The organism is Dyella mobilis (assembly GCF_016904945.1).
Classification (GTDB): Bacteria; Pseudomonadota; Gammaproteobacteria; order Xanthomonadales; family Rhodanobacteraceae; genus Dyella_B; species Dyella_B mobilis.
Map to the genome: position 1 here is coordinate 1 of NZ_JADIKF010000040.1, position 15,096 is coordinate 15,096.

Annotated in this window: 10 protein-coding genes and 1 pseudogene; 4 read left to right on the forward strand and 7 right to left on the reverse strand. The window is 62.2% G+C overall.

What is annotated here, in order from left to right:
- Positions 1–120: pseudogene (locus ISS99_RS23810) on the forward strand (IS30 family transposase); the annotation flags it as partial.
- A gap of 158 nt (positions 121–278) precedes the next feature.
- Here ISS99_RS23810 and ISS99_RS16325 read toward each other — a convergent pair.
- On the reverse strand, positions 279–3,806 hold the full coding sequence (locus ISS99_RS16325) for a two-component regulator propeller domain-containing protein (RefSeq protein ID WP_204632701.1): 3,528 nt from the start codon (positions 3,804–3,806) through the stop codon (positions 279–281).
- Positions 3,807–4,106: 300 nt separating this feature from the next.
- Here ISS99_RS16325 and ISS99_RS16330 point away from each other — a divergent pair, with 300 nt between their 5' ends.
- From ISS99_RS16330 to ISS99_RS16340, 3 genes are all read left to right on the forward strand, one after another.
- Positions 4,107–5,699, forward strand: a complete 1,593-nt coding sequence (locus tag ISS99_RS16330; RefSeq protein ID WP_204632702.1) for a carboxylesterase/lipase family protein — start codon at positions 4,107–4,109, stop codon at positions 5,697–5,699.
- A gap of 57 nt (positions 5,700–5,756) precedes the next feature.
- Positions 5,757–6,473, forward strand: coding sequence for an SDR family NAD(P)-dependent oxidoreductase (locus tag ISS99_RS16335; RefSeq protein WP_284343800.1), 717 nt, complete (start codon positions 5,757–5,759; stop codon positions 6,471–6,473).
- 139 nt (positions 6,474–6,612) lie between these two features.
- Positions 6,613–7,269 (forward strand): GTP cyclohydrolase II, encoded by a 657-nt coding sequence (locus tag ISS99_RS16340; RefSeq protein WP_204632703.1) that lies wholly within the window; start codon positions 6,613–6,615, stop codon positions 7,267–7,269.
- A gap of 40 nt (positions 7,270–7,309) precedes the next feature.
- Here ISS99_RS16340 and ISS99_RS16345 read toward each other — a convergent pair whose 3' ends face one another.
- From ISS99_RS16345 to ISS99_RS16370, 6 genes are all read right to left on the reverse strand, one after another.
- Positions 7,310–8,497: an acyltransferase family protein gene (locus tag ISS99_RS16345; protein ID WP_204632704.1), complete on the reverse strand. Its 1,188-nt coding sequence runs from the start codon at positions 8,495–8,497 to the stop codon at positions 7,310–7,312.
- A gap of 52 nt (positions 8,498–8,549) precedes the next feature.
- On the reverse strand, positions 8,550–9,761 hold the full coding sequence (locus ISS99_RS16350; RefSeq protein ID WP_204632705.1) for an ABC transporter permease: 1,212 nt from the start codon (positions 9,759–9,761) through the stop codon (positions 8,550–8,552).
- Between the two features lie 11 nt (positions 9,762–9,772).
- Positions 9,773–11,092: an ABC transporter permease gene (locus ISS99_RS16355; protein ID WP_204632706.1), complete on the reverse strand. Its 1,320-nt coding sequence runs from the start codon at positions 11,090–11,092 to the stop codon at positions 9,773–9,775.
- Between the two features lie 219 nt (positions 11,093–11,311).
- Positions 11,312–12,292, reverse strand: coding sequence for a TauD/TfdA family dioxygenase (locus tag ISS99_RS16360; protein WP_204632707.1), 981 nt, complete (start codon positions 12,290–12,292; stop codon positions 11,312–11,314).
- A gap of 34 nt (positions 12,293–12,326) precedes the next feature.
- The gene (locus tag ISS99_RS16365) at positions 12,327–13,112 is read right to left on the reverse strand and encodes a thioesterase II family protein (protein ID WP_204632708.1); all 786 of its coding nucleotides are present in this window, start codon (positions 13,110–13,112) and stop codon (positions 12,327–12,329) included.
- Between the two features lie 18 nt (positions 13,113–13,130).
- Complete coding sequence (locus ISS99_RS16370) at positions 13,131–14,354, reverse strand: MFS transporter (RefSeq protein ID WP_204632709.1); 1,224 nt, start codon at positions 14,352–14,354, stop codon at positions 13,131–13,133.
- Between the last annotated feature and the right edge of the window lie 742 nt (positions 14,355–15,096).

Consider the following 15,096-nt stretch of genomic DNA (forward strand, 5'->3'; position numbering starts at 1 on the left):
CGTCGGTTGAATCTTCGTCCTCGCGCCACCCTGGACTACCACTGTCCCGCTGAAATGTTCATGCGCGCATTAGGACGTCATGATCTGGCGGATCAAATTGATGACGCACTTCTAGATTGACTCTGCCGTTACTTTCTCTTGGGCACCCAAGAGAAAGTGACCCGGTCCTTCAGGACCGAAAGCTTTTCGCTTTTGCGTGCCAAAAATCATCCGTAACGCATAACGCCAAAAAGCTTCAGGACTACGCCGCACCAACCACCCTACAAACCAGCCTCGCATCAAGCTTGCGACAACCGTTGACCCAGCAGTCGACCAATACGACTCAGCAACACTTTCCCGTTGGCCGGCTTGAGCAGCGTATCGTTGAATTCCAGTTTTACGGAACTCTGCGGACGCTGCGGCGGAAGCGACGAATAAAGCAGCACCGGCAAATGCGGATGGTCGCGCCGCACTCTCTGCAACAGCGCCCAGCCATCCATGCCCGGCATCACCTGATCCGTGACGATCAAGCTCACCGCGCGTTGCTGCAACGAGGCAAGGGCCTGTTCGCCATTGGCGGCGGGAACGCTTTCGAAACCGAAACCGTCCAGCAGGTCGCAAAGCATCTCCCTGCTTTGCTGCTGATCGTCGACGACCAGGATCACCTGCCCGGCGCCGCTGAATTCACTCGCATCGTCGTCGCCTTCGAGCAAGTCCGGCTCCAGTTCGCTCTCTTCCGCTACCGGCACGTCCAGCACAAAGCCGAACCGGCTGCCGCCGCTCGGGCCAGCCTCGATATTCAGGCGGCTGTTCATGCGTTCCAGCACCTGCGTGACGATGCTCAGGCCCAGGCCATAGCCGCTGAAGGATGTGGCATTGCTGCCGCGGGCAAACGGCAGCGACAGGTGCTCGCGATCGGACGGCTCGATGCCGATCCCGCTGTCTTCGACCACGAAATGAAGCCGTACGCGCCGCTCCTGCACGGACGCAGCGTTCACCGTGAACAGGATGTACCCATCGCTGGTGAACTTGGCGGCATTGCCGATCAAGTTCATCAATACCTGGCGCAAGCGCCGGAAATCCAGCTTTACCACCGCCGGAAGGCTTCCGGCGTACTGATATTCAAAGCGATTGCCGCGATGCTCGGCCAGCAACCCGGCCTGTTCGACCAGGCCATGCAGAAAGGCATGCAGGTAGCCGGGCGACTCGACCAGTTCCAGGTCGGCGAGTTCGTCGCGGGAGAATTCCAGCAACTCGTCGATCAGATCCAACTGCTGCCGCACGCTGCTTTCGATCAGTCCCGGATAGTCGCGTTGAACACTTCCCCCGCGCCATTGCCGCACGCAATCGATGATGCCGGCAAGCGGCGAGCGCAGGTCGTGGCTGATGCGTGCCAGCAGCATGCTGCGTGCACGCATGGCGTTCTGCAGCTGTCCGGTGCGCACCGCCACAGCCTGCTCCAGTTGCTCGGCATGTTTCACCAGCACCCGCACGCGCCAGCGCCAGGCCAGCACGATCACAGCCAGCAGCAATGAAGCCGCCGCTACGCCAGCAAGACCGCTGCGCCACCAAGGCGGGTTCAGCGTGAAGGCCAGACTGATCGGAGACGACACGCTGCGTTGGTTTTCGTCGACGGTTTCCAGCTCGAAACGGTAGTCTCCGGGAGGCAGCGCGGCGTAGCGCAACTCGCGCGCGGACGATTCCACCCAGTCGCTGTCGATGCTCGACAGACGATAACGGAAGCGCACCGGACTGCCCGAGCTGTTGCCGAGCACGGCGAAGCGAAGCACCAGCGCCCCGGCCGCTTCGAAATCCGCCTGCCCGCCCTGTCGACCGAGTTCACGTCCGCCATATTGGGCCGACACCAGTCGGGGATGAATCTGCCGTGGCGCAAGCAGCTCATCCGGTTTGAGCAGATGGGTCAGTCCGATCGGCGAGCCTATCCACACCGATCCGTCATCGTCTGCATAGAAGGCGCCGTGATTGGTTTCGTCCCAGAGCAGGCCGTCGCGCGTGTCCAGGCGCGTCCAGCGCTCTCCGTCCAGCACGTCCACGCCGCTGTTGCCGCCCATCCACAGGCGTCCGCGATGATCGGTACGCAAAAAGTACACGCGGGAATCGGCTATCAGCGAATCGGCCACGGGCGCCACGCTCAAGCTGTCCGCATCGCCGACCTTGCTCACCAGCAGGCCCGGCTGCAGCGTACCCAGCCACAAGCGGCCATCGGGAGTGACTTGCACGCTCTCGTATCCGCTCGGGCTTTCCTGCGGCAGCACGTGCACCCTGCTCCACTGCCCGGCGGCATAACGGAACAATCCCGAACTGCATGCCGCCCAGAGGCGGCCGTCGCCGTCTTCTGCCAGGTCCGAGCACATTGAGGTGGGAATCAGTCCCGGCGCCGCACGCTCCATCCCTCCGCTTTGCGGATCGACGCCATACAGGCCTCCCAGCGTGTATGCCCAGAATCGCCCATGGCTATCCTGGAAAGCGCCGCGAACCAGGAACGGCAGCGTGACCACCAAGCGGGTATCGCCCCGTGCGGGGTCGTAACGCAGCACGCGTCCGTCGAACAGGAAGTACCACACCGAGCCGTCTGCCGCAGCCAGCACCGTGCGTGCCTGCTGTGGCGGCGGCACCTTCAGCGGCCACGGTTTGGCGCGATCCTGGGACGGTTCGATCACGCTTCCGCCCCAGTCGTCGGCAACCCATACCGCGCCGGAGCGCGCGCGCGTGATCGACCAGATCAAGGTGCCGCTCAAGCCCTGCGCTGCGGTCCAGTTCTCCACGGCGTCGCGGCTGCTCCAATGCAGCAGGCCCCGGCCATAGGTGCCGATCCAGATGGTGTCGTCCTGATCCACGATCAAAGACGACACGCCCACCTTGGGCAAGCCGTCGTCGGTGCCGTACAGCTCCCAGCGCTGGCCATTCCAGCGCGCCAGGCCGAACAGGCTGCGGGTCAGCACGCGGCCTTCGCGATCCTGCACGATGTCGATGCTCGACGCGGCCACGTCGGCGCTGTTGCCGGGCATGTCGCGCGCAACGAATGCATCGCTGCCATTGGGCAATACGAGCACGCCATGCATGCCGCGCACCCACAGGCTGCCATCGCTGGCGCCGAGGAATCCTACCCACTTGTCGGCCGGGACATTCGCGCTCGGGCCATAGCGGCGCAGTTGTTCGTTGCGCAAGCTGCACAGCTCGGTGCCGCAGCCGAACCAGGTCGTTCCGCGGCGATGAAATACCCCGTTGACCTTGCTAAGTTCGGGGATATCGCGCAATTGCTGGTCGCTGAAAGGCGAACGGATCTGCCAATGCCCCTGGGCATCCGTGCTCAGCAAAAACAGATGATTGCCGCTCACCAGCCAGGTACTACCGTCATCGTCGATCGCCAGCGTCTGCCCGCGATCGGTCACCAGCGGCTTGCCATTGGGGCGGACCCAGCCGAAATGCCCGTTCTCGCGCAATTGCAGGCCGGCGCGCGAACCCACCCACAAACGCCCTTTGGCATCCTCGGCGAAGCTGATGACTTCGGAAACCTGGAACCCCTCGTCCGCGCCGATCTGATCGAAGGCCATGCCATCGAATCGATACAGGCCCTTTTCGGTACCGACCCACACAAACCCTTCACGATCCTGATAGAGACGAACGACCGAAAGACTGGTCAGCCCGCTAGCCTGGTCATAGCTCGTAAGCGGAAGCTGGGCGGCAAAGGCCGCGGACGGCAGCAGGCACAGCAGGCCCAGCCATGCCGCGCACGCGATGTGCCGCCAGCGCCCATGGCGCTGACCGGCAGTCGCGGCTATCGAAGTCACCCAATTGGTAAACATTCGTCCCCATCCATAGCGAAAATCATCTAAAACCCCCTATGCGCACGGATGACGCACCCTTCAACGTGGACCGCAGGTTCACGAATCTACTGTCACGCCGAACCTTGCGCGCACAGGCTCGCATCATAAATCCGCCACGCCCGCTTGTGATCTTTCTTGGTGTGTCGCAGCGGATCCTTGCAATGCCAGGGTGTCTCGTGATGTCTTCCCCTCCGGCAAGGTGGCTTTCAAAAAACACCTGCGCGCCAAAGTGAAGTAAGTTTCCCGATGCTCAGCATCCTCCATCCCAAGTTCCGGACCATGTCCACCACATTCATCCGCACCTGTTGCTTCGTCCTCGCGCTGGCCGGCTCGTTGCCCGCAGCATCCGCATTGGCCTCCAATCCCGCACCCATCGCAAACGTCGCGAGCGGGCGGTTATCGGGCATCTATGACGCCAGCATCGACTTGAACGAATTCAAAGGCATCCCGTATGCCGCGCCGCCGATCGGACCCCTGCGCTGGAAACCGCCGCAACCCGCGGCCGCGTGGCCCGGCGTGCGCCAAGCCGATCATTTCGGCCCGCGTTGCATGCAGCGCGCGATGTACAGCGACATGGTGTTTCGCTCCGACGGCGTAAGCGAAGACTGTCTGTATCTCAACGTGTGGGCGCCTGCGCACAGTGCGAGCGCAAAGCTGCCAGTGCTGGTGTATTTCTATGGCGGCGGGTTCACTGCAGGCGATGGTTCCGAACTGCGTTATGACGGCGCGAGCCTGGCCCAGCGCGGCATCGTCACGGTTACCGTCAATTATCGGCTGGACGTATTCGGTTTCCTCGCCTTGCCGGCGCTGGCCGCCGAGTCGCCCGAGCATGCTACCGGCAACTACGGCTTGCTCGACCAGAACGCAGCCCTGCGCTGGGTTCGACGCAATATCGCCGCTTTTGGCGGCGACCCTGGCAAGGTGACCATTGGCGGCGAGTCGGCCGGCTCCATGTCGGTGTCGGCGCAGATGGCCTCGCCGCTGTCCAAGGGACTGATGCAGCAAGCGATCGGCGAAAGCGGTGCGGTTCTGGGCAATCTCAAGCCAAGACCCTTGGCGCAGGCGGAGCGCGAAGGCAAGAACTTCGAACGCCTCGTCGGCGCACGCTCGCTGGAACAACTGCGCGCAACCAGCGCCGAAAGCCTGCTCAAGGTCGCCGGCAAAAAAAATGTGCCGGAGTTCATGCCGACCATCGACGGCTACTTTCTACCTCGCTCGCCCGAAGCCATTTTTCAGTCCGGCGACCAGGCGCACATTCCGCTGCTGGTCGGCTCGAACTCGCAGGAAGGCTATTACAAGAGCCTGCTGAACGACCGCGCGCCGACGCTTGCAAACTATCGCGCCGCCATGAAAAAGAAATGGGGTCGGCACGCTGCCGAGGCGCTGCAGCTCTACCCCGCCACCACCCAGGCCGACGTCGAAACTTCTGCCACCGCCTATGCCGGCGACGAGTTCATTGCGATGTCGACCTGGCGCTGGATGCAGGCGCAGCGCCAGACTGGAAACGCGCCGGTGTATTACTACTACTTCAACCAGCCGCGCCCGGCCAGACGCGACGGCAGCGCGGGGCCCGATCCCGGCGCGGTGCACAGCGGCGAGATCGAATACGCGCTCGGCAACTTGCCCGGCAATGCCGTTTTTGCGTGGACGGCTACCGATCGCCGCGTGTCGGATATCATGGAAGGCTACTGGGCAAATTTCATCAAGACTGGCGACCCCAACGGCGCCGGCCTGCCGAACTGGCCCGCTGCCACGAGCGATAACGGCGGCCTGATGCGCCAGGTCATCGGCGCCGATACGCACGCGACCGTCGACAAGAACGCAACGCGTTACGAATTTCTCCAACGCATCCAGCCTGACGCACATCTCTGATGCAAGCCTGGCCGCATGCGGTGATGCTCATTGCCACCAAGCTCCAAGAGGTACCTCGTGACCACATCCCCAGATACATCCGCCACGTCGCGCAAAAGCGTGCTGTTGATCGGCGCATCGCGCGGTCTCGGCCATGCCATGGCCGAAGAATTCCTGAAGCGGGACTGGACCGTAACCGGAACCGTTCGAGGCCCGGCGACCCCGCTGCACGAGCTGTCGCAGCGTTATCCGCAACGCGTCGAGATCGAACATCTCGATATCACGCAGCAGGACCAGATCGCCGCGCTTCGCTCCCGCCTCGCCCACAGGGTATTCGACGTACTGTTCGTCAATGCCGGCATCACCAACAATCCCAGTGAAACGGTCGGCGAGGTGTCGACGGAAGAATTCACCCGCGTCATGGTGACCAACGCGCTGAGCCCGCTGCGGGTGGTGGAAGCGCTGCACCCGCTGGTCGCCGACGACGGCATCATCGGGGTGATGTCCTCCGGCCAAGGCAGCGTCACCAACAACACCATGGGCATGCGAGAGGTGTACCGCGGCAGCAAGGCCGCCCTCAACACCTTCATGCGCAGCTTCGCGGCACGCCACCAGGCAAGCCGGCGCGCCATGGCGCTGATGGCGCCGGGCTGGGTCCGCACCGAGATGGGCGGGTCGGACGCCCCGCTGACCATCGAGGACAGCATTCCCAACCTGGTCGGCACACTCCTTGGCACGCAGGGCAAGCCCGGCCTGCAGTATCTCGACTATCTGGGGCGAACGGTTCCCTGGTAGAGCGCCCCGTCCGACGAAAAGCGAACTCACTGTTTCGCCAGGAAGCCGATTCAGCCCGCCTCACCCTGGATATCATGGCAACCGCCCCCACCTGTTGGCGGGTTGCCGGGCCTTACGCGCCCATGAAGAGAAGCCGATCATGACCGCCTCATGCGCACAAGTCGTTCCGCTCAAGGATGTGCCATCCGTGCGCACCGCTGCGCAGTTGCCGATCCATCTGGCCGACGGCCGCGAAGCCGCCAGCACCATTTACAGTTTCCATGGCCTCTCCGACGGCAAGGAACACGTGGCGCTGCGCTTCGGAAACGCCGATGCCGAGGCGCCGCTGGTCAGGCTCCACTCCGAATGCATGAGCGGCGACGTATTCGGCTCCGCCCGTTGCGACTGTGGCCCGCAACTGCAGGAATCGCTGCGCCGCCTGCACGAAGAAGGCGGCTACCTCCTCTATATGCGGCAGGAAGGCCGCGGCATAGGCCTGTACGGCAAGCTGGACGCCTATCGCCTGCAGGAACAAGGCCACGATACGTTCGAGGCCAATCGCGCACTCGGCCACGGCGATGACGAACGCGATTACACGGCTGCCGCCGACATGCTCAAGGCACTCGGCATTACGCGCATCACCCTGGTCACCAACAACCCGGAGAAGCGCCGGCAATTGCAGGCCCTGGGCATCGAGGTGGCCGCAGTCCAGCCCACCGGGCTGTTTTCCGGAAAACACAACCTGCGTTATCTGCAAGCCAAGGTGCGCCACACCCATCACACGCTTGCATTGCCCGAGACCGGCGCCGAAGCGTAACAAGGCATTCCGGGGACACGTGCCAAACCGGCACGCGTCCTCAGATCGCGTCGCTGGATAGCACGCTCTTTACGCCACGCGCACCCGCCGCGCCTTTGACGAAGCGCATGCGCAGCCAGCGATTCAAGGGATCTCCGCAGAATCGCGCCGCCAGCCAGGCCAATGCAGCCGACAAGACGAAAAACGCCGCAAGTATCGGCAGTTTGTGTTCCACCGTCATGTCCGCGCGCGGAATCCAGTCATACACAATGCCCAACACCACGATGTGGAACAGGTACAGCTCGTAGCTGTGCGCCCCGAGCCAGGTGAGCGGCCCTGCCGCCCGACGGAACAACCCGCCCGCCGACAGACCGGAAACGGCGACGAGAAAGGCTGCCGCAGCGATACCCATGAAGGTGCCGCCGAGCGCCTCGTTGCCACTGATGCCGCGCATATAGACCCAGCCCATCGCCACACAGGCCAGCACGGCGACGAGGTTTCCCGGAGCCTTGGCCAGTTTCAGCCGGCTTGCCACGATGGCCGCCACACAGCCGTAGGTGAGCATGTCCACGCATGCCAGATTGCCGTAGAGATAGAACAGCTCGTCGTCGCGGTGGATCTGGCGGTAAATCGGCGCAACCACCATCCCCAGGCAGGCCAGCACCACCAGTTGCCAGCGGCGGCGCGCAACCAACAGCAACAAGGGATACAACAGATAGAACACCTCTTCCACTGACAGCGACCAGTAGATGTTCATGGCGTAGTTGAAGTAGCCGACGCTCTCCATGAGGATGTTGTGCCAGAACGTCAACACGGAAAGATCGGCGATGACGAAGAAGCCGTTGCCCAGGCTTACGTGGTGCTTCGCGTTGGCGAAATTGGACAACCCCGCCAATCCCAATGCGGTGATGATCGCCAACGCGATCACCACCAGCGGATACAGCCGGAAAAAGCGCAGCTTGTAGAAATGCATCGCATCGATGCCAGCCAGCGTCTGGTAGCGCACCAGAATATTGGAGGTGATCAGAAAGCCGGAGATGACGAAGAAAATGTCGACGCCGTAGTTTCCGTTGTAAAACAGCGCGTGCAGCGTCGAAACGGGAATCCATTCCTGCAACGGGCTGGATACCAGCCGGTACGCCAGGTTGTAGTGCAGCAGCATCACCAGCAGGATCGACATTCCGCGCAGCGCGTCGATGTAGAGATTGCGGCTATCGCGCCGGATCCCCGAAACAGCGGCTTGATTCATCGAGTGTCAGTCCCTTGCCAGGCGCTCATGCCAGCCCATAGGCTGACATCCATCAGGTTCGCGTGGCAACCACCGGCGGCACCGCCGCGGCGCGCAGCGCCGGTGCAAGCACGGCAAGCTGCCCCAGCAGCCACAGCGCCACCACGCCCACCGGCAGGTAGTACACGGGCAGGCGCGGCAATTCGTAAGACTGCATCAGCCAGAGATTCAATCCATAGGCGAGCACCATGCCCACCGCCACGCCCATGCTGACGATCAGGAAGTTCTCGGTCTGGAAGTAATGCAAGATGTCGCGCCGCGTTGCACCCAGGGCGCGACGCACGCCGATCTGCCTGCGCCGTTGCGCCACCCAGAAGCTGGCCAGTCCCACGATGCCCAGCGCAGTCACCAGCAACAGCGCGCCGATCACGCCGACCAGAATGCCGGTCATGGCCACATCCTGCTCGGAATAGGATTTGCGCAGATCGCCGACCGACCGGCTCTGCTCGCGATCGAGCACGGCTTCGGGGGCCGCTTTCACCGCCGCGTCGCGCGCATCGCGCAACACCCGTTGCAATTGATCGGGCTGGGCGCGAACCAGGTAGTTGCCTGACAGCCCCTTGCCCGGCACTGCGGGAACGAATACCGACCAGCCGCGCGTGCTCGGACCGCCTTCGCCGCCGTTGGGCCGCACCAGATGCTGCAGCACGCCGGCCACACGATAGTGGAATTTATCCACCCAGAATTCGTGACCCATCGGGTCTTCGCCTGGCCACAGATGCTCGGCCAATTCGGCAGTCACCCAGACCGATGCATTGGCCGGAGCGAAACCGTCCAGGGCCTGATAGTCGCCCGCCGCAGGCACGGAACCCTTCAGCAGCGTCAATCCCAATGCCTTGAAGCTGCCTGGTCCGCCGAGGTAAAAATCGACGACGCCGCCTTCTTTGTGGCCTTCCGGATCCAATGTAATGCCGACCGTGCCGGCATGCTCGCCAAACGGCACCTGGTTGATCACGCTGACCGATTGCACGCCGGGGACCTGGCCGATCGCCGACAGCAGACGGGCATTGAGATCGACTTCATTGCAGTCGTTGCTGCAATCGACCTGGATCTGGCCCAGCGAGGCTTCGTCCACCCCGCTGAGGATGTGGATCTGATCGAGCCGGGTGACGATCAGGAAGCAGGCGTTGCACAACACCGCGCAGGCCAGCGCGATCTCCATGGCAATCAGCATCGTGGCCAGACGATGGCGGCGAAGGGCGGCAAGTATCGGCGCAATCTGCATCGCAGACATCCTCAGGTGGTTTTCAGTTGCAGCGCCGGCGTTACGCGGCTGGCACGGAAGGCCGGCAGAATGCCCGCGCAAAGCGTGGCTGCCATGGACAACGCCAGGGTCGCCAGGAACATCGCCAGATCCAGGTGCACCAGGTCCGCATAGGCTGTCGGTTGTCGCCGCACGATCCACAAGCCCAGCAACGTGAGCAGCCAGCCGCCGAAGCCACCCAGCAAACCGACCACCGACGATTCCACCAGACATTGTGCGAACACCGCCGCACGTGAGGCCCCCAGCGCGCGTCGAACGCCTATTTCAGGACCGCGCTGCAGGAACTTCGCCAACAACAAGCCCACCGTATTGAACAGGCAGATGATCAGGAAGGCGAGCGCCAGCCACGTTTCCAGGCGCACGTCGCCCGGCACTACGTGGTTGAAATCCAGCCATTGCATCAGGTTCATCATGCGCGTGTCGTCGGCACGGCCGATCCGTCCGAGCGCTTTCTGCTGGGCGGCATAATCGGCCACGAAACGCCGGTAGGCCGTAACCTTGGACGCATCGCCCAGTTGCACCCACAACCTCACCCACACGCAAGGCGAGGTCTGCTCGTTGCTTTTCCCGTCGTAAAGACGATAGCAGGTGAAAATATCGAAGTGATTGCGATTGATGTCCTGCCCGGTAGAAAACGGAACCATCACGTCCTGCGGCTTGCTGTAGAAATCCCCCGTATCGCCGTCCGCAAAACGGCCGCCGCCCACGTCATAGAAAAGCGGCGACGGACGCCACGGCTTGAGTACGCCGATGATACGCACGTCGTTGTCGTGCAGGCGGATCGTGCGACCGACGCTGTTGGCGCCCGCAAACAGCTTGTTATTCAGATCGTCGGAGATGACCGCCACCCTTGCCCGCGACGCGTCCTCCGCATCGCCCCAGGGCTGGCCGTATTGGAACGGCACGTTGAACATCGAAAAGAAGTCCGCCGTTGTCGTCAGCATGGACAGCTTCAGCGCCGGAACGTCGGTATGCGGGGCCACCAGGTGGACATCGCCTGCGGCAACCAGCGCTTGCCGATCCGCGCGATGGGCCGACCAGAGGTCCATCGCGGAACGGTAATCGAGCAAATCGTAAGGACCGTGGCTGGTAACGTCGGGATTCGCATCCACCTGCGGATAGAAGATTTGCGCGCTGCGTCCCGGAAGCGGATCGCCGGAGAGAATGCGCATCACCGTAAGCGTCGTCATGCTGGCGCCGATGCCCACGGCAATGGCCAATATCATCAGCGCGGTGAGCACCCTGTTGCGTCGCAGGCTCTGAAACGCCAGTTGCACGTAATAACCGAACATCCCCACTCCTTCTATCCCGCAGGCGGCTCGCGTTGGGTGCGGCGCTTCCGGTAACGGACAACGCCAGCCCCACAGCCGACTCGCAGCAAATCACGTGCCAGCCCGGACAGAAGGATAAAATCTCTTGCGCGTCAGCGCCATGCGCAGGAACGGCGACCGCATCGCAGTGTCCGCGGACACTGCGATGGACAGGCGGACACCGGCGTCTTGAAGAACCCCTCAGCGATTGGGGCACGCCATGCCGGTAAGCACCTTGCGGGCGCCGCCATACGATTCGCGGCCATGCGTGAACAGCATGTTGTCGAGCAGCAGCAGATCGTTGCGCTGCCAGGGAAACACCAACCTGGTGCTCCGGTAAATGTCGCGAATGGCCTGCAGCGCCTCCGGCTCGATCGGCGAACCGTCACCGTAATAAGCGTTGCGCGGCAGGTTTTCCTCCCCAAACAGTTCGATCATGGTCGCGGCCACCTCCGGATCGAGATTGGAGACGTGGAACAGATGCGCCTGATTGAACCACAGCGTTTCGCCGGTCACCGGATGCAGCGCCGTGGCCGGATTGACCTGGCGTGTACGCAGGCCATCGTCGTCCAACCACTCCCACTCCAGTTCGTTGTCTCGACAATAGGTCTCCACTTCGCCGCGGTCGTCGGTCTGGAACACCTCGCTCCAGGGCAGATCCAGCTGCGAATAGTTGCGTACGTACATCACGCCCTTTCGCTCGAACTTTTCGCGGATCGCCGCAGGAATCGCCCGATACACCGCACGACTGTTGCCTATCGGCGTTTCCCCGCCCCGCTCGGCCGGCTGCACGCAGAGAAAGCCGATGCGCAGCGGCCAACTTCGCGCGTAGGCATTTTCGTTGTGCTGCGGAATCACTTCGCCAGCCGGATATTCCGTCGCGGTATAGACGCGGCCCTGCACTTCCGTGCGTGGTGTGGAGCGGTATACGTACTCGATCAGCTCGCCGCCAAACAAAGCCGACAATACCTGGCCGAAGCCGGCACCATCGGGCAAATCCAGACCGCGCAGCAGCACCGCGCCGCGCTCTTGGAGAATGGCCTGGATGGCACCATGGTGATGCCGCGCCCAGTCAGCCGCACCCAACCCTTCCGCATCGACTTCGAGCAGCAGCGGCATGCCGCCGATCAATTGAAGACTGCGCGCAGACAGCGAAAAGCGTTCCGCGATGGCTTCGCTCATGATGATCCCCTCGTAACGCAGATAGTGACCGGATTCAGGCGTAGCGCCGCTCGCCGCGAGCATTTGCCAGGCGCGACTGCAGCGTGTCGTTGACAAACCGCATCACGTCCTGACGATGGCTGTGGATGAAAAAATGATCGCCGTCGTAAGCCTCGCTATCGAGCTTGCCGTCGATCAACTCCGACCATGCAGACAGGTCGCCTTCCGCATAGGCATCGTCTTGCAGGCCATACAGCACGCTGGCGTCGGTGCGCAGTCGCGTATTTTTCCAGGCGTAAGTATAGGTCTCGCTCAAGGCAAAATCGGCGCGCAGAATAGGCAGAAAGATGCGCATCAATTCCGGGTCTTCGATGAACTCGCGCGGCGTGCCGCCCATCTCGGCCACCTTCCCCAGGAACGCATCGTCAGGCAATGGATGCAAGGCTTCGCGCCGACGCGGCCGATGCACCGGCGACTTGCCGGACAGAAAATGATGCACCGGGCCGGGATAGCCCGCACGCTGCAGAGTCTGCGCCAACTCGAAACTCAACAGGCCGCCGTTGCTGTGCCCGAAGAACGCATAAGGCTTGCCCAGCCAGGGCACGATGTTCGGCAACAGCGCCGACACCATGGAGACGCAGCTGGAAATCAACGGCTCGCCGAAACGATGCCCCCGGCCGGGATATTGCAGCGCCACCACTTCGATGTCGCGCGACAGCGCCGCCGGCCACTCGTGGAACACGCTGGCGCTGCCGCCCGCATAAGGAAAACAGAAGAGCCTCAACCGCGCCGACGGCGAAGGAGACCACACCTGGAACCACGGATTCTTATAGGCACTCATCGGGCACCGACCTCATGATCAGGAAACCGCTTGCACGCTGCGTATCGTGCGGCTCATCAGCATCGACAGCAGCGCAAGACTCGAAAGCAACCCGCCGCCGATCACGAACAGCTGCGGCATGGAGATGTAATGCGTAAGCACGCCGGTCAACAACGCCGAAAGCGGCGACACGCCGGTCATGATCAGCGTAAGAATGCTCACGATGCGGCCAAGCATCTGCTTCGGAATGCGGTTCTGGATCCAGGTGTAAAGACTCACCTGCACGAAGCCCATGCCCATGCCGAGGGTCAGCATCAGCGCCACGCTCACCGCAAGCAGGTGATTCACGCCCATGCCGAACATCGCCAGGCCGGCAATCAGGTCGATCATGCATACCGCGATGCCGAGCGGAATCGCCTTCAGCAAGCGCAGACCGGAGAGCGCTACGCCGGCCAACTGACCGAAGCCGTTCACTGAAATCAGTACGCCGAACACCGCGCTGCCCATTCCCAATTGTTGCTGCACGAGAATGGGAAGGCCCACCTGCACCGGACCGCTGGCAATCAGCGCCGCCATCGCCCAGTAGCAAGTCAAGGTTCGCAACGTGCGATCGCTGCACAACCACTTGATGCCGTCGAAGACCGAGGTAAGCAGGCGCACCTCCGTACCAGGCTCCGATGCAGTGTGTGCCGGCACGCGCGGAACGGTGACCGCCGCAATCAAGAAGCAGACGCCATCGACCAGGAATGCAACACCCAGACCTTTTTGCGTGGCGCTCAACAAGCCCGCGAGAATCGGCCCAATCAGGATCGACCCCTGGCTCGCTGCCATCATCATTGAATTGGCCGCTTGCAGCTGGGCAGGCTCGACCAGTCGCGGCAGCATCGACATACGCGCAGGAATGGTGAACGAACCCACCACGCCCATCACCGCAGCGAACACATACATCCAGTGCACGGTCATCGCATGGGCCAGCACCAAAGTGCCGAATACGCTGAGCACGATCGCGCCGATCAACGATGAAGCCATCAATGCCGCGCGCGGCGAATAGCGATCCACCAGCACACCCGCCACCAGCAACAACGCCACGCGGGGAAAACCGACGCACGCCATCACCGTGCCGAGCACCATGCTGTCGTGCGTGAGATGCAGCACCAGCCAGGGGATCGCGATCATCGTGAACTGGTCGCCCAACAGCGTCGCTGAAGACCCTGCAAGCAGCCGCATGAACCCAGAGTGGCGCAAGATATTTTCGCTCTTCATGCCCTGCACGAATCCTTCTCGTAAGAACTAAAGCTTGTATTGCGATCACATATCAACGCATGCGAAACGCGAAAATTTCGTCGAGACACAGCATGCACGATGCACGTGACAGCCGCGCACGCGATCAAAGCGCAATCAATCCATACGCACGAGAATTCTCGAGTTGCCAACTCGCTCACGTGCAATCGCGTGCAATGACGATGCATTCGATGCACTTCGTGCGGATCAAGACACAAGGAATTCACATTCGATTCGTATGCTTCGGTTCGCAAATTGCGGGCGTCCACGTGCACTGCACTTTCGTGACGCAATAAAACGAAAAGCTTTCCATCTTTGCAGTTTCTTTAATTCGCGACATTTGTTTTTCAAAACTATCTGGTGTGGCAATTCAAAACGGCAGTGATCTTTGCAGTGATGTTTTACGTAGCAAGCCCAGGCGCTCCCCGGCGCGCCTGCACCTGACGAGCGTCACTTTGCCGCAGTCGCCCACGTGCCGACTGCGGCGCCAGCGTGTGTGTGTTCAAGCTAAAGCGATCGAATTGGCAACATCGACTCAGGCGGATTGATGACCATGCAGAACACCTTCGTCACCATCAAGGGCACCGACGTAACGAGCGCATCGTTCGTCCCCATAGGGCTCGGCTAGCGCCGGCAGCCGGCCTACAAACCGAAGCGATCGCTCCGGCGCCGTCTCGCGGCACCGGCCAGGGTTCTTGTTGCTCTCACCTACCGGGTCATCCCT